At 62.4% G+C, this 19,549-nt stretch carries 19 protein-coding genes and 1 tRNA gene; 9 read left to right on the top strand and 11 right to left on the bottom strand.

Annotated features, from left to right (window positions below; genetic code table 11):
* The 3 genes from carB to carA form a co-directional block, all read right to left on the bottom strand.
* Positions 1-941: carbamoyl-phosphate synthase large subunit (gene carB / locus AAC029_RS14610; RefSeq protein ID WP_339749298.1), on the bottom strand; the 941-nt coding region annotated here is incomplete at its 3' end.
* Between the two features lie 163 nt (positions 942-1,104).
* Complete coding sequence (locus tag AAC029_RS14605; protein ID WP_339749296.1) at positions 1,105-2,634, bottom strand: peptide ABC transporter substrate-binding protein; 1,530 nt, start codon at positions 2,632-2,634, stop codon at positions 1,105-1,107.
* 38 nt (positions 2,635-2,672) lie between these two features.
* Positions 2,673-3,845 (bottom strand): glutamine-hydrolyzing carbamoyl-phosphate synthase small subunit, encoded by a 1,173-nt coding sequence (carA, locus tag AAC029_RS14600; RefSeq protein WP_339749293.1) that lies wholly within the window; start codon positions 3,843-3,845, stop codon positions 2,673-2,675.
* Positions 3,846-4,176: 331 nt separating this feature from the next.
* On the opposite strand from carA, the gene AAC029_RS14595 reads away from it, so the two are divergent.
* From AAC029_RS14595 to AAC029_RS14575, 5 genes are all read left to right on the top strand, one after another.
* Positions 4,177-4,644, top strand: a complete 468-nt coding sequence (locus tag AAC029_RS14595) for a GatB/YqeY domain-containing protein (RefSeq protein ID WP_339749290.1) — start codon at positions 4,177-4,179, stop codon at positions 4,642-4,644.
* Positions 4,645-4,831: 187 nt separating this feature from the next.
* Complete coding sequence (gene dnaG / locus AAC029_RS14590) at positions 4,832-6,658, top strand: DNA primase (protein WP_339749287.1); 1,827 nt, start codon at positions 4,832-4,834, stop codon at positions 6,656-6,658.
* A gap of 51 nt (positions 6,659-6,709) precedes the next feature.
* The gene (rpoD, locus tag AAC029_RS14585; protein WP_339749283.1) at positions 6,710-8,866 is read left to right on the top strand and encodes an RNA polymerase sigma factor RpoD; all 2,157 of its coding nucleotides are present in this window, start codon (positions 6,710-6,712) and stop codon (positions 8,864-8,866) included.
* Between the two features lie 107 nt (positions 8,867-8,973).
* Positions 8,974-9,396, top strand: a complete 423-nt coding sequence (locus tag AAC029_RS14580) for a secondary thiamine-phosphate synthase enzyme YjbQ (protein ID WP_339749281.1) — start codon at positions 8,974-8,976, stop codon at positions 9,394-9,396.
* A 96-nt stretch (positions 9,397-9,492) separates the two neighbouring features.
* Positions 9,493-10,608: a serine hydrolase domain-containing protein gene (locus tag AAC029_RS14575; protein ID WP_339749279.1), complete on the top strand. Its 1,116-nt coding sequence runs from the start codon at positions 9,493-9,495 to the stop codon at positions 10,606-10,608.
* 38 nt (positions 10,609-10,646) lie between these two features.
* Here AAC029_RS14575 and AAC029_RS14570 read toward each other — a convergent pair whose 3' ends face one another.
* The 3 genes from AAC029_RS14570 to AAC029_RS14560 form a co-directional block, all read right to left on the bottom strand.
* A complete protein-coding gene (locus AAC029_RS14570; RefSeq protein ID WP_339749277.1) occupies positions 10,647-11,576 on the bottom strand; it encodes a DUF4349 domain-containing protein in 930 nt (309 codons plus the stop codon).
* A gap of 97 nt (positions 11,577-11,673) precedes the next feature.
* Entirely contained in the window at positions 11,674-12,561 is an 888-nt protein-coding gene (locus AAC029_RS14565; protein ID WP_339749275.1) for a M23 family metallopeptidase, read from the bottom strand.
* Positions 12,562-12,563: 2 nt separating this feature from the next.
* The gene (locus tag AAC029_RS14560) at positions 12,564-13,274 is read right to left on the bottom strand and encodes a hypothetical protein (protein WP_339749270.1); all 711 of its coding nucleotides are present in this window, start codon (positions 13,272-13,274) and stop codon (positions 12,564-12,566) included.
* A 211-nt stretch (positions 13,275-13,485) separates the two neighbouring features.
* Between AAC029_RS14560 and panD the strand changes: the two genes are divergently transcribed.
* Complete coding sequence (gene panD / locus AAC029_RS14555; protein ID WP_339749268.1) at positions 13,486-13,839, top strand: aspartate 1-decarboxylase; 354 nt, start codon at positions 13,486-13,488, stop codon at positions 13,837-13,839.
* Here the strand turns inward: panD and AAC029_RS14550 are convergent, their stop codons facing one another.
* On the bottom strand, positions 13,840-14,538 hold the full coding sequence (locus tag AAC029_RS14550; protein ID WP_339749264.1) for an SIMPL domain-containing protein: 699 nt from the start codon (positions 14,536-14,538) through the stop codon (positions 13,840-13,842).
* Between the two features lie 233 nt (positions 14,539-14,771).
* Between AAC029_RS14550 and AAC029_RS14545 the strand changes: the two genes are divergently transcribed.
* Positions 14,772-16,529 (top strand): DUF2334 domain-containing protein, encoded by a 1,758-nt coding sequence (locus tag AAC029_RS14545; RefSeq protein ID WP_339749262.1) that lies wholly within the window; start codon positions 14,772-14,774, stop codon positions 16,527-16,529.
* A 70-nt stretch (positions 16,530-16,599) separates the two neighbouring features.
* Positions 16,600-16,676 (top strand) — tRNA-Ile (locus tag AAC029_RS14540).
* Positions 16,677-16,739: 63 nt separating this feature from the next.
* On the opposite strand, the gene AAC029_RS14535 is transcribed toward AAC029_RS14540, so the two are convergent.
* Complete coding sequence (locus AAC029_RS14535; protein WP_339749260.1) at positions 16,740-17,234, bottom strand: MarR family transcriptional regulator; 495 nt, start codon at positions 17,232-17,234, stop codon at positions 16,740-16,742.
* A gap of 243 nt (positions 17,235-17,477) precedes the next feature.
* Between AAC029_RS14535 and AAC029_RS14530 the strand changes: the two genes are divergently transcribed.
* Complete coding sequence (locus tag AAC029_RS14530) at positions 17,478-18,392, top strand: type II CAAX endopeptidase family protein (RefSeq protein WP_339749256.1); 915 nt, start codon at positions 17,478-17,480, stop codon at positions 18,390-18,392.
* A gap of 112 nt (positions 18,393-18,504) precedes the next feature.
* On the opposite strand, the gene AAC029_RS14525 is transcribed toward AAC029_RS14530, so the two are convergent.
* The 3 genes from AAC029_RS14525 to AAC029_RS14515 form a co-directional block, all read right to left on the bottom strand.
* On the bottom strand, positions 18,505-18,711 hold the full coding sequence (locus AAC029_RS14525; RefSeq protein WP_339749253.1) for a hypothetical protein: 207 nt from the start codon (positions 18,709-18,711) through the stop codon (positions 18,505-18,507).
* Positions 18,712-18,808: 97 nt separating this feature from the next.
* The gene (locus AAC029_RS14520) at positions 18,809-19,207 is read right to left on the bottom strand and encodes a DUF4112 domain-containing protein (protein ID WP_339749251.1); all 399 of its coding nucleotides are present in this window, start codon (positions 19,205-19,207) and stop codon (positions 18,809-18,811) included.
* 15 nt (positions 19,208-19,222) lie between these two features.
* Positions 19,223-19,381, bottom strand: a complete 159-nt coding sequence (locus tag AAC029_RS14515) for a YqaE/Pmp3 family membrane protein (RefSeq protein ID WP_339749248.1) — start codon at positions 19,379-19,381, stop codon at positions 19,223-19,225.
* Positions 19,382-19,549 lie beyond the last annotated feature (168 nt).

The raw sequence follows: 19,549 nt of genomic DNA, 5'->3' as shown, positions 1-19,549 counted from the left end.
GCCTTGGAGGCCAGCGCCGAGGAGCGCGACACGCGCGGGTTCATCTCGATCACGACCAGGCGTCCATCGGCCGGGTTCACGGCAAACTGGACATTTGACCCGCCGGTCTCGACGCCGATCTCGCGAAGCACCGCGATCGAGGCGTTCCGCATGATCTGGTATTCCTTGTCGGTCAGCGTCAGCGCGGGCGCGACCGTGATGGAATCTCCGGTATGGACCCCCATCGGGTCAATGTTCTCGATGGAGCAGATGATGATGCAATTGTCCGCCTTGTCGCGGACGACCTCCATCTCGAACTCTTTCCAGCCGACAATGCTCTCTTCGACCAGGATTTCATCGACTGGCGAGGCATCAAGCCCGCTCTGGCAGATCAGGCGGAATTCCTCGACATTATAGGCGATGCCGCCGCCGGTGCCGCCGAGCGTGAAGGAGGGGCGGATGATGGTCGGCAGGCCAATCTCGATCATCGCGGCATCGGCTTCGCCCATATTGTGGACGACGCGCGAGCGCGGGCTTTCCAGACCGATCTTCTCCATCGCGGTGCGGAAGCGCTGGCGGTTTTCCGCCTTGTCGATGACATCGGCCTTGGCGCCGATCATCTCGACCTTGAACAATTCCAGCACGCCGCGCTTGTCGAGCTCGAGCGCACAATTGAGCGCGGTCTGGCCGCCCATGGTTGGCAGCAGCGCGTCGGGACGTTCGATCTCGATCACCTTGGCGACCATTTCCGGCGTGATCGGTTCGATATAGGTCGCGTCGGCGAGTTCCGGGTCGGTCATGATCGTTGCCGGATTGGAATTGACCAGGATCACCCGGTAGCCCTCGGCCTTCAAAGCCTTCACCGCCTGCACCCCGGAATAATCGAATTCGCAGGCCTGACCGATCACGATCGGACCGGCGCCAATGATCAGGATGGATTTGATGTCGGTGCGTTTGGGCATGGGGTTCCAGTCTCACGTGCGCGCGCGTCAAACCTGCCGCTGCGAGGGGCAGCGTCGGGCGGACGGAATGATTTAGTGCTGAAGCGGGTTCCTAACTGGGAATCATCGCGAAGGCGAGACTTTATGTGAGGCTTTTCCTGAAATCGGTCGCGGCGGATGTCACTCACCCGCTCGCCAGCCCCAGACCGCGCCACAACATCGGTTGAATATCAGATCGTGTCCCCGTTATGCGTTCGCTGACCAGCCAGTGGGCGCGCTCATGCAGGAGGGGGATGACGGCTTGGTCGGCGAGGAGGATGCGCTCGGCTTCGCGATAGGCGATCGCGCGTACCACCGGGTCGCTCTCGCGCCGTGCCAGCGCCATCTCGGCGGCGAAATCGGGATTGTCCCAGTTGAAATTGGCCGCAAACCCGCCCGGTGCGAATGGGTCGAGCATGAAGAAAGGGTCGGATTTCAGCCCGCGATTGAAACTGGCGACCGCGATATCGAAACCGCCGCTATCGACCGCTTGGTAGAGATCGGTCGGATAGCTGACCAAGAGCTCCGCCTCGACGCCGACGCGGCGCCAGTCGTCGGCGATGGCGATGGCGATCTGCTCGCTGACACCCGGCACGGTGCGGATCTCGACGCGCGCTGGCAGGTCAGGATCAATGGTTGGGCGCAGGCTTGAGTCATGCAAATCGATCGGATCGAGCTGCGCGTCGGCCTGGGGAATGATGTGGTGGGTGGCGCGTGCCGTGCTGTCGAAGAAATTCGTCGCGATGAAGCCGCGATCAATCGCCACTGAAAGGGCTCGGCGTGCGGCCGGTGTGTCGAGCCCCGCTCGCGCATGATTGACCTTCAGATAGCGCAGGATCGGGGCGTCGAAACTGCGAAATTGCGCGCCCAGCCGCTCGCGCCAGAAGCCGAGCTGATTGCCGGGCGGGTTCTCGACCAGATCATATTCGCCGGCCCGGAACATGCGGGTGCGGGTGCCGGCATCACGCACGGCATCGATGCGAATGCGTTCAATCGTGACGTCCGCCGCGCCGGCATAGTGCGAGTTCTTCGCCAGATCGAGGCTCATCTGGCTGGCGGCCGTGACGGTATAGGCACCGGCGGTGACGATGTTTTCCGGCCGGATCCAGTCGCGGCCATGCGCTTCGATGACGTGACGCGGGAAGGGGTAAAATTCGCGCATCAAGGTTGGCAATAGGCCGAGCGGCGTGTCGAGCCGAACCTCGACGGTGTGCTCGTCCAGTGCGGCAAAGCCCATCGCCTCTGGCGGCAGCTCGCCCGCCAGCACAGCGCGCGCATTCGCGACCGCGAAAAAGTCACCCAGATTGGCAAAGCTGGCTTGCGGATCGACCAAGCGCTGTGCCGACCAGACGACATCCTCTGCCGTCAGCGGGTGGCCGTCTGACCAGCGTGCATCGTCGCGTAGGGTAAAGACCCAGCTCAACCCGTCCGCCGCGACGCGCCAGCCGGTCGCGATGCCGGGCGCGACGCTCCCGTCGGCGGCATAATCGGTCAGGCCGGCATGGATTTGTTTGTAGACCAGCGCCGCCGAAGCAAATTCGCCCAGCGCCGGGTCGAGACTGTCGGGCAGGGTCTCAATCGCCACGCGCAGCAGGCCCGCGGGTGTGTCATGCCGCGCACAGGCGGCGAGGCTGGTAGCGGCAGTGGCGGCGAGCAGGGTGCGACGGTTCAGCATCGCACCATCTTGCCGTGATTTGCGTCCAGGGGAAGGGCTCAGGCCGTTTCGCTGACCTTGAGCGATCCGACAAAGCGCTTGAACACGCCGAAACTGTCCTGCGGGCCGGGCGAGGCTTCCGGGTGGTGCTGGACGGCCTGGATCGGCTTGCTGGTGAGGCGGAAGCCGCAATTGGAACCGTCGAACAGCGAGACATGGGTCTCGACGGCGTCCTTGGGCAGGCTGGTGCTATCGACGGCAAAGCCGTGATTCATCGAGACGATCTCGACTTGGCCGGTCTCGTGATTCTTGACCGGATGATTGGCGCCGTGATGGCCTTGCGGCATTTTCACGGTGCGGCCACCCAGCGCGAGCGCCAGCATTTGATGGCCCAGACAGATGCCGAGGATCGGGATATTGCTGTCGATCAGCGTGCGCAGGGCCGGCAGGGCATAGGCACCAGTTGCGGCCGGATCGCCGGGACCATTGGAGATGACGATGCCGTCGGGCGAAAGCTTGAGGATGTCGGCGGCGGCGGCATTGCCCGGCACCACCGCAACGCGGGCACCGGCGCCGACCAGCAGGCGCAGGATATTCGCCTTCACGCCATAATCGAGCACGACGACGCGTGGCCCTTCGGCCGGGCCTTCGGCGTAGCCGGTTTCCCAGTCCCAAGAGCTTTGGGCCCATTCACCTGCCGATTCGCGGCTGACGGCGGCGGCCAGTTCCTGGCCTTCCATCGAGGCGGCGGCCTTGGCGCTGGCTTTCAGCGCATCGATATCAATTTGGCCGGCTGGATCGTGAGCGATGGCACACATCGCCATGCCGTGATCGCGGATCCGGCGCGTCAGGGCGCGGGTGTCGAGGCCGGTCAGTGAGATGATGCCGCGCGTGCGCAGCCATTCGCCAAAGCTCTCCGTGGCGCGGTAATTGGCTGGCGGCGTGAGCGGGGCGCGGCTGACCATGCCAACGGCGGCGCGGCGCGCCGGCGTGCTGGCGGCTTCCTCGTCTTCGCTATTGGCACCGACATTGCCGACATGCGGGAAGGTGAAGCAGACGACCTGGCCGGAATAGGAGGGGTCAGAGAGGATTTCCTGGTGTCCGGTCATCGCGGTATTAAAACATAACTCGCCGATCGCGATCCCCGAGGCGCCACACCCCTGACCGACGAAGACGGTCCCGTCAGCGAGCGCCAGGGCTCCGGTCGGATTTGGCTGCGAGATCTGGGACATGGCTGTGCTCCTGAAGCCGGTCTGCCGTGCGGGAAAACGAGTCGTGACGCGCGGGCGGCCAAACGGTCGCGTAGGTAGTCAGAGACGCTGCCGCGGTCAATCCCGTACCCGTGCAATTCGATTGGCCTTGATTCTTTCGCAAAGACAGCATATTTCCGCCGGGCTTGAAACGGGCGTATATTCGCACCGCTAGATTCGGCTCTGAGGATGAGCCTTGATGACAATGGACCCGAGCAGGCGTGATCGCCAAATCGCGCTGAGAAAATCCACTTCAAAATCAAACCAATGACTAAATGGGCGCCTCAACGCGCCAGAAACGGTAACCTACCCCATGTCTCTTCGTGATCGAATCGCCACCGATATGAAATCGGCCCTGAAAGCACAGGACAAGCTGCGCCTCTCGACGCTGCGGCTGATTTCTGCTGCCGTCAAAGACCGCGATATCGCTGCCCGCGCGGAAGATCGTTGCTGCGGCTGCGAGGAAACCGAAATTCTCGCCATCCTGCAAAAGCTGATGAAACAGCGCGAGGAAGCGGCCGACACCTATGAAAATGCCGGACGGCTTGACCTCTCCGAAGTTGAGCGCAGCGAGGCGGAAGTCGTGCGCGAATATCTGCCGAAGCCGATGGACGAAACCGAAATCGCCGACGCCGCCGTCGATGTCGTCACCGAGCTCGATGCCGCCGGTCTCAAGGATATGGGCCGCTGCATGGGCGAGCTGAAAACCCGCTATGCCGGGCGGATGGATTTCGGCAAGGCCGGAGCCAAGGTCAAGGACCTGCTCTCGGGCGCCGCCTGAGCCACCGCGCTGCCGGGCCGGGCGATGCCCGGCTTGCGATTGAGGCGTGACGCGCGCGGGTTTCCGGCGCAACATGCCAATCCAGTTTTGACGGTCATGCCGACCCGGATTGCGGACCCATCGGGCTTGGGTTCGCGCCTTTGTGTTCGTGGTCAGCGCTGAGCCTTTGAGGGATAGCCGAACCACCATGCGTCTGGGCGAGGACTTCATCGACGAAATCAAGGCGCGTGTGCGTCCGTCGGACCTGATCGGCCGCACGGTCGGGCTGAAGCGCCAGGGCCGTGAATTCGTTGGGCTGTCGCCATTCAAGAAGGAGCGTTCGCCCTCCTTTTTCGTCAATGACGAGAAGCGCTTCTATCACTGCTTCGCCTCTGGCAAGCATGGCGATGTCTTCACTTGGCTGGAAGAGATGGAGGGCCTCTCCTTCATGGAGGCGGCTGAGCGTCTGGCCAGCGAGGCCGGGCTGAGCCTGCCCGCCCCCGACCCCCAGGCGCAACAGACCACCCAGCACCGCAAATCCCTGATCGAATGGATGGAGGCCGCCCAAGCCTTCTATCTACGCGCCCTGCGTACGCCAGCGGCCGAGGATGCGCGCCGCTATCTCAAATCACGCGGGGTCTCGGGCGAGGATTGCGTTCGCTTCGGCATTGGTTACGCGCCGGAAAGCCGCACCGCACTCAAGGACGAGCTGGTCACCGCCGGCGCACCGGTCGGCGATCTGGTCGAGTGCGGCCTGTTGATCGAGCCCGATAGCGGTTCGCCCTATGACCGGTTCCGCCACCGCATCATGTTCCCGATCCAGGATCCGCGCGGCCGGCTGGTTGCGTTCGGCGGCCGGGCCTTGTCGAGCGAGGCCAAGGCAAAATATCTCAATTCGCCAGAGACGCCGATCTTCCACAAGGGCTCGATGCTCTATCGCTTCCCCGAAGCGCGCAAGGCGGCCTCCGACCCGAAGGCCGATATTCGCGGCCTGATCGTCGCCGAGGGCTATCTCGACGTCATCGCCTTGGCGCGCGCCGGCCTCGAGCAGGGCGTCGCACCGCTGGGGACCGCGATCACCGAGGAACAATTGCAATTGCTGTGGCGCGCGGGTGGCGAGCCGGTGATGTGCCTCGATGGCGACAGCGCCGGGCGTGCGGCCGCGCTCAAGGCCGCTGATCGTGCCCTGCCGCTGCTGCAGGCTGGCCACACGCTGCGTTTCGCTTTCATGCCCGATGGCAAGGACCCCGACGATATCCTACGTGAGCAGGGCGCTGGTGCGCTGCGCGACGTGTTCAAGCAGACGCGTTCGCTGGCCGAGCTGCTATGGGAGCGCGAAGTCGGCGTCGAGCCGCTCGATGACCCGGATCGCCGCGCCAGTTTCCGCCGTCGGATCCGCACCCTTTTGGCCCAGATCGCCGAGCCGGATATTCGCGCCGAATACAAACGCGAATTTGACCATCGCATGGAAGCCGCTTTCGGCACCACGTCGCAACGCGCGCCTTGGACCGGCAAGGGCAAAAAAGGCTTACCGCGCCTTGGGCCGAGCGCTGAACTGCGTCGCGCTGCCAAGGGCAATCCGGGCGCGGCAGACGCCCGAATTCTGTTGCTGGCCGTGATCGAATGGCCCGAACTGGCCGCTGACCAGGTTGAAACCCTGGCCCACCTGACTCTCGGTTCGCTTGACTTACTACGCGACACCGTTCTAGACGCCTGCTCTTCTGGGCAGTCTGTGCAATCGGATTGGCTACGCGCGAGGCTTGTGGAAGCTGGCTTTGCGGCGCAGCTCAAGCGGTTGGACGGGGAACGGGGACCGATGCGGGCGGCGATCGGCGGGGCACAAGCTTCCGGCGAACAGCGTAGTGAGGCTTGGATTAAGCTCGCGGCTGCCTATATGGAAAGAAACGAGGCTACTGATCGGCGCGAAGAAATTCGTGCCCGTTTGGTAGAAGAAATTGGCAGGGATGATTCAGACGGTGTACGTCGGCTGGTGGAAGCCTATCGACGTGTAACCAGCCGTTCCGAATCTTCCTGATACGGATATTGTCGATTGGCGCCTGTCAGCGGCGCGACCAGGGACGAATACATGACCAAACCGGCCGAAGCCAATGACGCGTCCGAGACCCATGACGGGCCTCTCCTGGACCTGACGGATCAGTCCGTCAAGACCATGATCAAGGTCGCCAAAAAACGCGGCTATGTGACCCATGACGAATTGAATGCGGTATTGCCGAGCGAGGAATTCTCGTCCGAGCAGATCGAGGACGTGCTCGGGCAATTGTCCGAAATGGGTATCAATGTCGTTGATAATGACAGTGAAGCCGATGACGACAAGGAAACCACCGGCGCAGCCGCCAAGGGCAGCGACGCGGATTCCGATGATGACGACGATGATGATGGCGAGGAAGAGTCCGAGCCGCGCGCCGTAACCGGTACGTCGAAAAGCGCCATCACCGGCCTCAACACCCCGACCTCTGCCGACCGTACCGATGATCCGGTGCGGATGTATCTGCGCGAAATGGGTTCGGTCGAGCTGCTGTCGCGCGAAGGCGAGATCGCCATCGCCAAACGTATCGAAGCCGGCCGCAATGCGATGATCCGCGGCCTGTGCGAAAGCCCGCTGACCTTTGAGGCCATCATGGTCTGGCGCGAGGAATTGCACGAAGGCGAAGTCCTGCTGCGTGACATCATCGATCTCGACGCGACCTATGGCAGCCAGCAGGCCGAAGCCAACCAGGACGAAGACGGCGAGACCGGTCCGGCCGAAGACGGCGAAACCCCGACCCCGCAAGCGCCCGGCGTTGCCAAACCGGCTGAAGGTGAAGCCAAGGCCGACGAGAAGGACGAAGAGTCCGACGGTTCCGAGGATGACGACGCCAAGGCCAAGGATGATGACGACGAAGATGAGGACGAGGACGGCGAATCCTCTTCCAAATCCGATGACGATGATGATGACGACGATGATGATGAGGGCGTCACGCTCTCGCTCTCGGCGATGGAAGCGGAATTGCGCGAAGGCGTCATGGAGACGCTCGACCTGATCTCGACCGACTTCACCGCTTTCCGCAAGCTGCAGGACAAGCTCGTTGCTGCGCGGATCGAAGGCAAGGATCTGACCAAGCAGAGCCGCGAGAAATACGAAGGCCTGCAAAACTCGATCGTCACCAATCTCAACACCATGCATCTCAACAATGCGCGGATCGAGGCCCTGGTCGAACAGCTCTATGCGATCAACAAGGAGCGCATGTCGCTCGAAGGCCGCCTGCTGCGCATGGCCGATGCCCATGGCGTGCCACGCGCACAGTTCATGGACAGCTATTTCGGTAATGAACTGAATCCGGAATGGCCTGGCTCGATGGCCAAGACTTCCAAGGCCTGGACCCGCTTTATCGACCGAGAGGGCGTTGATGCCACCAAGATCCGCGATGATCTGGCCGAGCTGACCCAGCGCGCCGGCGTGCCGATTGAAGACCTGCGCCGCATTGTCCGCACCGTCCAGAAGGGCGAGCGCGAAGCGCGCGTCGCCAAGAAGGAAATGGTTGAGGCCAATTTGCGTCTCGTTATTTCGATTGCGAAGAAATACACCAATCGCGGCCTGCAATTCCTCGACCTGATCCAGGAAGGCAATATCGGCCTGATGAAGGCCGTCGATAAATTCGAATATCGCCGCGGTTATAAATTCTCGACCTATGCCACCTGGTGGATCCGTCAGGCGATCACACGTTCGATCGCCGACCAGGCCCGCACCATCCGTATTCCGGTGCACATGATCGAGACCATCAACAAGATCGTCCGCACTTCGCGCCAGATGCTGCACGAGATCGGCCGCGAGCCGACCCCGGAAGAGCTGTCGGAAAAGCTCGCCATGCCGCTGGAAAAAGTGCGCAAGGTGATGAAGATCGCCAAGGAGCCGATCTCCCTTGAAACGCCGATCGGCGACGAGGAAGACAGCCATCTCGGCGATTTCATCGAAGACAAGAACGCCATCCTGCCGATCGACGCCGCCATCCAGGCCAATCTACGCGAGACCACCACCCGCGTGCTCGCCAGCCTGACCCCACGCGAAGAACGTGTCCTGCGCATGCGCTTCGGCATCGGCATGAATACCGACCACACGCTGGAAGAAGTCGGCCAGCAGTTTTCGGTGACACGGGAGCGAATTCGCCAGATCGAAGCGAAAGCGCTTCGCAAGCTGAAGCACCCGAGCCGGTCGCGGAAGCTGCGGAGCTTCCTGGATAATTAATTCCAGCTACCAATTGAGATATTGAGAGGCGCTTCGGGAAACCGGGGCGCCTTTTGTTTTGGGGTCGGGGAGTTGCATCCAGCCGCAAGGGAACTAGGCTCGCAGCCATGCCGCTCACCTCACTCACCCTCCCAACAATCGGCCCCGGTCTCTACGACTTCACCCGTGCCGCGCAAAGCTTCGTTTCCGAATATAATCCCGCCGAAGCCCTGCTCACTGTCTTCGTGCGCCACACCTCCTGCTCGCTCACCGTCCAGGAAAACGCCGATCCGGACGTGCAGCGCGATCTCAACGCGTTCTTTGCGCGGTTGGTGCCCGATGGGGATGATCCGTCGATGGCGTGGCTGGCGCATACGGCGGAGGGGCCGGATGATATGCCGGCGCATATCAAGGCGGCGCTGACCCAGACCTCGATCGGGATTCCGGTGGCACAGGGGCGGCTCCTGCTTGGCACCTGGCAGGGGCTTTACCTGTTTGAGCATCGTGAGCGGCCGCAGCGGCGCGAAGTGGTACTGCATCTGGCCCTCTGAACGCGGCGTGGTGATGCTTAATCTAGACGCATCGTCCGGTAGCAAACTCTCGCCACATTCCCGCTGTCAGCTGGCCAAGGATGCAAAGGGGACAGCATGTTCAAGTCAATCGCCACTCTTGCCGCGCTGGTCAGTCTGGCGTTGCCGCCGGTGCTGGCGCAGGATGCGCCGCAGATCGACGCCGTCGATGCCGCCATCGCGCCGCTGATGCAGGCGGGGCATTTTCCCGGTATTGCGGTGGCGGTGCTGCGTGATGGTGTGCCGGTGCATATCGGCAGCTACGGGCTGGCGCAGATCGAGAATGAAGTTCCGGTGACGCCGCACTCGGTGTTCGAATTGGCTTCGCTGACGAAGGAAATGACCGCGCTCGCGGTGCTCACCCTGGCCGATCAGGGCCAGCTCTCGCTCGATGATCACATCACGGATTATGTCGAGAACGCCCCGGCGGCCTGGGCCGATATCACGATTGACCAGCTACTGAGCCATATGGCCGGGCTGGCGCACCGGTTTGAGGCGATGCCGAACGGCGAATTTCTGCTCAATTATTCCACCGACGATATGCTGGCCTCGGCGATGCAGACGCCGATGGTGTCTGAGCCCGGAACCGACTGGAATTATTCCGACCAAGGCTATTTCCTGCTCGGTCTCGTGATCGAGCGCGTGACGCAGCAGAGCTTTGGCGCTTATCTACAGACGCAATATTTCGAGCAGCTCGGCATGACGCAAACGCATATGCTCGACCAGGCGGCCATCGTGCCGCATCGCGTCGAGGGCTATGCCTGGACCGACGGTGAGCTGCAGCGCAATCGCCGGGTTTGGCAGTTCGGATTGACCTCGCATTTCGGCGTCACCTCATCGCTCACCGACATGATCGCTTGGGAGGCCGAGCTCTCCGATCCGCACATCATCGACCCCGAGGCGATAACGGCGACGATGGAGATTCAACGCCCCTTCGATGCCGGTGCCAATTGCGTTAGCTGGGGCTATGCCCGTGGCTGGATGGCGTATCATTTTGACGGCCATGATGTGGTCGATCATGGCGGCTATTCCGGCACTGCCTATCTGCGCGACACGACCACCGGCATCTCCGTGGTCATCCTCACCAATCGTCAGGACACGCCCGATAGCCTGTCACCGACCGCTATCGCCTGGGCCGTCGCACACGCGGTTGAGCCCGACCTCCCGGCCGACGGTCCGCATTGCTGGGAATAGCGTATTCGGCCGGCACCGAAGTGCCGGCCGGGCCTTGATTAATCCGCCTTCGGTGCCTTGGCCTCACGCCGCGCCCGCAGCAGGCCGCGCAGCCAGCGGCTGAGCAGCCAGAACAGCGGCACGATCACCAGCAGCCAGGGTGCGAAACCGGCGATGAAGGTGATCACATTGGCCAGTCCGGCGGCGAGTTCGCGGAAAACATTGGTCAGGGCTGAGGTCAGCGGATCGAAGGCGCCGGCGCTGACCGGCTCGACGCGTGAGGCGTAGTTCAGGCCCAGTGATGACATCGAGACGCGACCACGCATCGAGCGGATGCGTGCTTCGGTACCCTCGATATCGCCCTGGACATTGGACAATTCGCGCTCGACCTGGACCATTTCCTCGACGCTGGCATTCTCACGCGCCAGCAGGGTGATCAGGCGTGTGCGCAGAACGCGCTTGGCCTCGAGACGTGCTTCAATGTCATAGATTTCCGAAGTCAGATCCTCGGCCGATTGCGACTGGTTCTGGATCCGCCCGCCGGCCTCTTCGATGTCGGCGGCGAGACCGTCCTGGAAGCTGGCCACCCAGGCCGGGCTGGCGCGCAATTGCACCGAACCGGACACCGAGCCGCGGCCGTCATCATAGGTATTGGCGGAGACGATCTGGCACTGCGTTGGCCCGGCCGCGCTGCAGGCGTCCTGGTGGCGGGCCATCAAATCTGCGGTCGCGTCGGCGGGCGTTTCGAAGCGATAATTATAGCTATACGCAATCAGCCGCTCAACAACAGCAGCCGGGTCGGGCATGGACGGGGCAGACGGAGAGGGGGGCGGTGGTGGCGGTGGTGGTGCGGCCTCGTCCTGATAGCGAGCCGATGCGAAGCCGGCGACCGCATCGCTGCCATACTGGTTTTCGCCTTGCGGATTGCCGTCGCAGGCCGCCAGCGTGAAGGCGACGAGGGCGATGCCCAGCCAGATGCGAGCCGTCATGACCGATGTCCTTTCGGGGACGCCCCAGAGCCGGTGCGCCGCGTGAATGTGAGTTAAAGGTTCGCTGTCGTATAGCGAATTCGCGTTGAGGCTCGCCTCAATCTTCATCGCCTTCGAGCAGGCGTTCATAGCTGTCGACCAGGGCCAGATAGGGTGGCACATTCGTGTTCCGGATCCCTGTTCCGGTGTCGACCGCCATCCGGATTTCGAAATGCAGATGGATGGTGGTCGAGGTGTCGCCAAACTCATTGGAGACGAAGCCGATTGCTTGGCCACGCGTCACATGATCGCCGGCGGCAACCTCCAGACTGGGCTTGTCGAGATGAAGATAGGTATAGCGGATCCCGTCATCGCTCATCAGCCGTACTGAATAACTGCCGATCGAGGTGATGGTGCCGTCAGCTACCGCGAGCGCCTGGTGGACGCCATCGGTGCAGGTCGCGGGGCGAATGTCCTGACCCTGATGGCCGTTCCCGCTCGGACACATCGGCGTGCCATAGCCGCGGGTTTCGCAGAAATTGTCGCGCCAGGCATAGGCGTAATTGGCCCCATTGCACTGGCCGCCGGTGGGGCCGAGATAGCCGCCATAATTATAAACCTGGCTATTGGCATAGGCTTGGCCGGCCTCGATTGGAAAGCGCATGCCCGGAGAATAATTGATTTGCAGGATCTGACCGGTGCCGGAATCCTCGATCAAATCGCCGGCCGGCAACCAGCTGAAGGCAATGCCGGCATCGTCAAGGATGGGCGGGGCAGGCGGTTCCTCGGTTGGCTCCTCCTCGATCACCGGTTCGGGATCAGGCGCTTCCTCGACAATCGGTTCTTCCTCGACAACGGGTTCCACGACCTCCTCGACCACGGCCTCCTCGGTCGCAGGGTCAGGTCCGGCCGGGGTTTCGCTACCGGCGGGCCACCAGAACATCGCAGCGATTCCCGCAGCAGCGACGGCGGCGGCAAGGGAGCGTTCGATCTCGCGGGACGACATGGTCAGCCTCCCTGCTCGGGCGAGCCGCCAGCGATCACCAGCGAGTGGGCCAGGCGCCGCACCAACTCGTCATCGGCACAGCGCGGGTCGCTCTGCGGATTGTCGCATTCCAGTGTGACGGTATAGGCGGCGCCATAGCGGTTGAAATCGGCCACTTGGCCGAATTCGGTCGCCGAAACGCGCAGTGCGTCCGGACCGGTGGCCCGCAATTGCCGCGCCGTCAGCGCGTCGGGCGCGACAGCGTGGGCCAGGCGGGTGCCGAATATCTCGATCACCAGCCCGTCGCCGCTGATCGAGAGCGTGTAAAAATCCTCGTGCGGGAAGAGCAACACGGTCGGCGCCGGTGAGCCGCTCAATATCCCCATATTGGGAACCAGGACCGGCAGGCGTGTATTGGAGACCTCGCCAGCTTCGCGATTGCTCGGGCGCGGCATTTCCGGCGCCAGGCGCGCTGCTGTGAGCGCCTGATTGTTCGTGGCGCTCTGACGGCGGGCATCGGCCTGGGCCTGGTCCCAGTTGATCGCGACTGTGCGCGGTGAGCTCGGGCTTGCGGGCTCGCCTGTGGGCTGGGCGGCGGGTTGGCGTTGCAGCATCGCCTGATTGAGGGGGGAAGTGGGTTGGACGACCGGGCTGCGCGGCGGCGCCGATGATTGGGCGAGCGTGCCGCTGCTGGCGAGTAGCGCCACGGCCAATGGGGTTAAAAACTTGCGCATTTGATGGACTCCACCCTTCGCAGATTTGAAATATACACCATATTTTCGCGTCATGCATGAACCTTGATTGAAACCGGGAGTAGGCGTGCGTTCATCTTGCCGGTCGTGGCGATGATAAATTCAACGTGTCCAGACGTTGAAATCGCGGTCAGGGCGACGTATGTGCAGTGCAGCAATTATTGGTACGGAGTTGAGCGCGATGCGTCTCACCATGATGAAATGCAAACTGCACCGGGCCACCGTGACCCAAGCGGACCTGCATTATGAAGGCTCGATCTCGATTGATAGCGATTTGCTCGATGCCGCCGGCATCCTGCCCTATGAGCAGGTCGATGTGCTCAATATCAATAATGGCCAGCGTTTCACCACCTATGCCATCGAGGCGCCGCGTGGCAGCCGCATGTTCGGGATCAATGGCGCCGCTGCCCGGCTGGCCCAGGTCGGTGATCGCATCATTGTTGTTGCCTATGCCGAGATGGAAGCCGTTGAAGCCCGGCAGCACGACCCGGTTGTGGTCCTGTTCGACGAACACAACCAGGTCGTGGCCAAGCCGGAAGCTGCCTGATCAATCGGCCGCGATGCAGAAGTCCGCATTGACGGTGGCGCTGATCGACAATTGACCGGCGGCAACTGGCGTTGAGGCCGATTCCATCCGGGCCATCATCATCGGCTGGGGCGAACGGGCGAAGTCTTCGCTCATCCGTGTAATCCCGCATAATTCGAAACCAGCGGCGTCAGCGAACAGATCGGCGCGCGCCAACAGTTCGGCGATGGCGTCGCGGCGCGCTTGGTCCATCGCGGTCGTGGTGTCCTCGGCGCCGAAGCTGACATCCTGGATATTATTGGCGCCGGCCGAGACCATGGCATCGATCACATTGCCGACGCGTGTCGTGTCGCGCACCTTGGCTGACACCGTATTGCGGGTCTCATAGGCGATGATCTCATACTGGTTCTGGGCCTGACGTGGCTCGGTGCGGTCGGCATAGACCGGCGTGACGCTCAATTGCGAGGTCTGGACGTCATTGCCGGTGATGCCGGCGCGGCGCAGGGCGTCGAATACGGCCGTCATGGCGTTGGTATTGTCCTGCATGGCCTGCTGCGCGGTGGCGGCACGGCTGACAACGCCGGACCGCACGGTGGCGTAGTCGGGTGTGACCTGTACGTCGGCAGTGGCCGACAGCGACAGGGTTGGATGCACGTCATCGGCCAGCGCAGGACTGGCAATGAGCAGGAAGGCGGTGGAGGCAAGAAGGGCGCGAATCATGGATCATGGCTCCTGGGTTGTGGGTCGGGATGGCCCGGCGTGGATATCCTACGCTGAAATGGGCAGGCCGGTGAGGAATTCGCGATGAGTCAGACATAGCCAACCTGTCTGCAAGCTGAACGCCGCCGCCGCGAAATGACCGCTGCCAGCCTTAATCCGGGCGCATTTGGACCCAGCTTTGAACGCATGCGGACGTGAAGTTGGACGCCTGTGATGCTGGGGAGCACGCCCGAATGATCATCCGCCTGGCCATATTGCTGACCGCGTTTTGGGGCGCACTGATTTATCCGCTGCATGGCGAGATCAGTGCCGAACCGGAAACGGCAACGGTGCCGCAACGCTCCAGCGTGCTGGTCCTTTATCCCGATGAGGGTGAAGATCACGAACTGGGTGAGCTGCACGCCGTCAATATTGCCAATCTTGCGGGACGTCATGCCGAGGCGGCCCTCCAGGCGATCTCCCAATACCAGCCCCATGATCGCGATGGCCATGACGCCCTGATCGTCGTCAATTCCACCTATGGACAATCCGTGCCGGCGGCCCTGATCGACGATGCCATAAGTGGCGAGGGCGCGACCGTCTGGATCCAACCCGACCCGGCGAGCCTGCAGGCTTCCGCGCCGGGGCTGGCAGCCCAGATCGGGTGGCTCGCCGAGGCCGCGACGACCAAGGCCTTTCCCGATGTCATCTATCGCGGTGAGCATTTCACCCGCTCGACCGACAGCACTGACCTGGTCGCGGAAGTTCGTGTCACCGATCCGGATCGTGTCGAAGTGCTGGCGCAGATGCAGGCGGCCGATGGCGAGCTTGTGCCCTGGGCCTTGCGGTCCGGCGCGCTGACCTGGGTCAGCGAGAGCCCAATGCCATTTGCCGACGAAGACGACCGCTATCTGGTGTTTGCCGATATCCTTTCGCGCACCCTGGCACCGGATGCGCCCGGTGTGCGCCAGGCCCTGATGCGGATCGAAGATATCGGGCCGGACGCTGATCCCGAGCAAATCCGCACTTTGTTGGCGGCGATCGAGGCGCTGAACGTGCCGTTCGCCGCGACGGTTTACGATACATTTGTTGATCCGAACGGCCATTTTTCCAACGGCCGCGAACGCCGCTTCACGCTCAGCGAGCGGCCCTATCTGGCCAGCGCGTTGCGCGATATGGCGCGTGCGGGCGGCACGCTGATCATGCACGGCCAGACGCATCAACACGGTGATATCGCCAATCCGAATTTCGGGGTTAGCGGCGGCGATTATGAATTCTTCCGTGCAGGGCTCGATTCAGCGGGGCGGTTCGAATTGCTTGGCCCGCTCGGTGATGACAGCGGACCGATGTGGGATGACCGCATCGATCTCGCATTCTCCCATTGGGCCGATGCTGGCCTGCCGCGACCCTGGTTATTCACCTCACCGCATTATGCGGCCTCACCCTCGGCCTATCGGTCTATGGGGGAACGCTTCCCTGCCCGGCTGGAGCGTGTGCTCTATTTCAGTGGCGAGGCGAGGGGCGATCCAGTCAGCGGCGACGAGCTGTATGGCGAACAGTTCTTTCCCTATCCGGTGCGCGATATTCGCGGCGATGTGATCCTGCCGGAAACCCTGGGCAATTGGGCCCCCGACGGCAGTATCCACGGGCGCTCAATGGAGGCGATGCTGGAAACGGCCCGCCGCAATCTGGTTCTGCGCGACAGCTATGCCAGCTTCTTTTTTCACTGGTATCTCGACCCGGCCCGGCTGACGCAATTGACATCGTCGCTGCAGGCGATGGGCTATGAATTCGTCTCGCCGCAAGTGGCAGCTGCCGTCATTCCCCCGCGCGCGCCAGCGGGTGGTTTACCTGAGACGACGCAGGCGTCGCGGGCCTATTGGGCCGAGATCTCCAGTCCGCACTTCTGGCTACGCGATCAGATTGAATTGATCATCCTGGCCCTGGTCCTGCTGGCGCATCTGCTGGTGTTCAGCATCGGTCCCAAACACCGCCGCATGACAGCGCGCTGACCATCGCCTGCCGCAACGCCTTGGCGCACGCGGCAAGACGCAGTATCGATGGCGGCCTCGCTTGTCGAGCGGGCCTGTAGCTCAACTGGTTAGAGCCGGCGGCTCATAACCGCTTGGTTGGGGGTTCGAGTCCCTCCGGGCCTACCATTCCCTGAAATTCGCGATTGGCCAGCCGTCATTGCGGCGTTGTGCCGATTCTCTGGCGGCAATTCAAATGCGCTCAAGTTTGCGCAGCAGAGTGGTGAGCGCCTCTATCTGCCTTGAGTCGAGGGCCGCGAGCGCTGCTCCAGCAAGTTCGAACCGGGGCTCAATCAGCCTATCGACCAGACCCTCGCCTTTGCTTGTCAGCTTGGCCACTGAGCGTCGACCATCCTCGGCATCGGCTTGCCGGCAGATCAGGCCACGCAGCTCCAACCGCCGCAGGCACGCCGTCATCGCCCCGGAGGTGAGCAGAACGCTTTGCTGCAATTGGGTTGGTGTGAGCGCGTAGGGCCTGCCGCAGCGACGCAGCGTCGCGATGACGTCGAAGTCCGAATAGGAGAGTCCGTGCGGCCGCAACAACGCGGTGACATCGCTTTGATAGGCACGGCCGAGCCCAATGATACGCCCGACAACCTGCATGGGTTCGGCTCGCAGCTCCGGGTCTTCGCGATTCCATTCCGAAATCAGGGCATCAACCCGGTCAGGCGTGTTGTTCTTTTTCATTCCATCTCCGCCTGAGCCGTTGCCACTCTTGCCTGCCTGCCTCGCAGGATGCCTTCCAGCTACGGTATCGCGATAAAAACCTTCACGTAAAGACAATTCTTGACAAACTATCTTTGCATGAAGATATTATAAGTTCGCCTCGTTGGGGCTTCGCCGGACACGTGTCCGGCCTGCTCTGCGTCGGCTCATAGTGTCGCAGCGAAGTTTGCGGTGGCCTCGGGGATGGGTATTGGAGAAACGAAGATGGTTGTGAATATCGCATTGGGGCAGGCTGGATGGTTGGTGCCTGGACGGTGGCGCTGGGCCAGAGCGCTGGTATGGCTCGTCGTGTTGGCAGTCTTGTGCATCATGGCTTTCAATGTTTCGGCTGACGCCACGCTCAGGCTCTTCGCGATGGCTTCCGGCGAAGCCTTCACATCGCGCGCCGCTGCGCCGACCGACGCGCGCCTGATGGCCGTGATCATCGGTTCGATCACGATGCTGGGTGTCTACGCGCTCACAGTCGCATTCGTCGAACGCCGCGGAATACCCGAACTCGGCCTTCGCCGCTTGCTGCCCGATCTCGGTATCGGCGTCATCATTGGCGGTGTTTTGATCGCGAGTATTATCGGGTTGATGTGGATCGCGGGCTGGGTCGCGATCTCGGGCACGCCGATCACGCAGCTTGCGGAGTCGCTCAAAGAGAGCGTGCAGTCTGCGGTGATCGAGGAAGTTCTGATGCGGATCATTATCTTCCGCCTGCTCTGGCGCGCCGCAGGTGTCGTTCCAGCCCTGATTTTGAGTGCAAGCTTGTTCGGCGGGCTTCATCTTTTGAATCCGGACGCGACGGTCTTCGCTGCGCTGTGTCTCGTCGCCGGCGAAGGCATCGGTATTGGGCTCTACCTGCTCACCGGGCGGGTCTGGATGTCGATCGGCATGCATGCCGGATGGAATTTCGTGCAGGGCTGGGTTTTCGGGAGCGCCGTGTCGGGGCTCAGCGACTTCGCTGGCGGCCCCCTGCAGACCCTCCCCGTCGACGGAGTCGCGCCGATATTGAGCGGCGGTGGCTTTGGACCTGAATCCAGTTTGGCGGCGCTTTTCATATCTCTGCTCGCCAGCATGATATTTCTGGGTGTCGCGTGGAAGAAGGGGCGCTTCGCAACGGCGAAAGATCGTTGAACGCCTTCAGAACGCTTGCGGTTTTGGCTGGCTCCTCGTTGCGCAGCCAAGCGAAATCCGTTCCTGGGCGATCAAGCCAGCGAAGCCTCAATCACCATGAAGGTTGGACGCGTCATGCCCCGCCCTCAAGCAGGTCGCGGGACAGAAATCCTGGGCCGGACCCCGCATCAAGCACACGAGGCCCGCGCGCCGATCCAATGACGGAGCGAATGGCCGGGTGTTCATTATAGCCGTTCTCAGCCTTGGTCTCGGCCTTCGCCGCATAGGCTTCGGCCAGCGTTTCGTAGGCGTTCAAGGCGATGGGAGCGTTATTGTTCATCCGCCCTTTTAGCTGTCTGCAAAGCGTCGGACAATCGGCGGGCTGGTTCTGCTGCGAGGGAAAGGCTGGGCACCGCATTGCCATGAGCCTCCCGTCGCTACCGGCCAAGCCTGTCCTTCTTGCGCTCCAAAAACCGTGCCAGCAAAGCGGCATTGCGGCGGTTGGCCTTGAAGGCGACGTCGAAAATGTCGCCGAGTATCGGGATGGCGCCGATGACCAGGTCGAGCGTGGTGTTGATCAGCATCCGGGCGAGCACATGCAGTGGGGCGCCGAGGCCGGCGGCGCGGGCGATCAGATAGAAGGCGGGGGCCAGCATCGCCAGATCGCCGAGGCCGGGGACGAGACCGATCAGCCCGTCGAGGCCGAAACGAATTGAGGTTCCGGGAATTCTGAACCGGGTGTCGAGCCAGTCGGCGAGCGATTCCAGCCGCGCCAATTCGCGCGCACCGTTCTCGTTTGCAGCCAAGTCGGGGTGTTCGGTTTCGTCTTCCTGCATCGATCAGAATCCGTGTCAGCGGCGGGCGATAATCCATACCGCATGCAGCACCCCGGGCACATAACCGAGCAGGGTCAAAACGACATTGATCCAGAATTGCAGACCGATCCCGACCTGCAGAAAGACGCCGAGCGGTGGCAGCAGGATGGAAAGAAGGATGCGGACAACGTCCATATTCGGGTCCTGACGGTGAGAGGGCTATGGCTAAGAATCAGGCCCAAAAAAAATGCGCAAATCATGACGCACGGGCCGTTTTCCGGCCGGTGCGGGTGGTCGGTCGCAGCACTGAGGCCGCGATCGCCGGGCTGGGCCAGCCAATTGCCCGCAGGCCAGCCCGCAAAT

The organism is uncultured Maricaulis sp., from assembly GCF_963975345.1.
In the GTDB taxonomy this organism is placed as follows: Bacteria; Pseudomonadota; Alphaproteobacteria; order Caulobacterales; family Maricaulaceae; genus Maricaulis.
The sequence above is the reverse complement of the archived record's forward strand: the minus strand, read 5'-3'. Positions and strand labels throughout refer to the sequence as shown.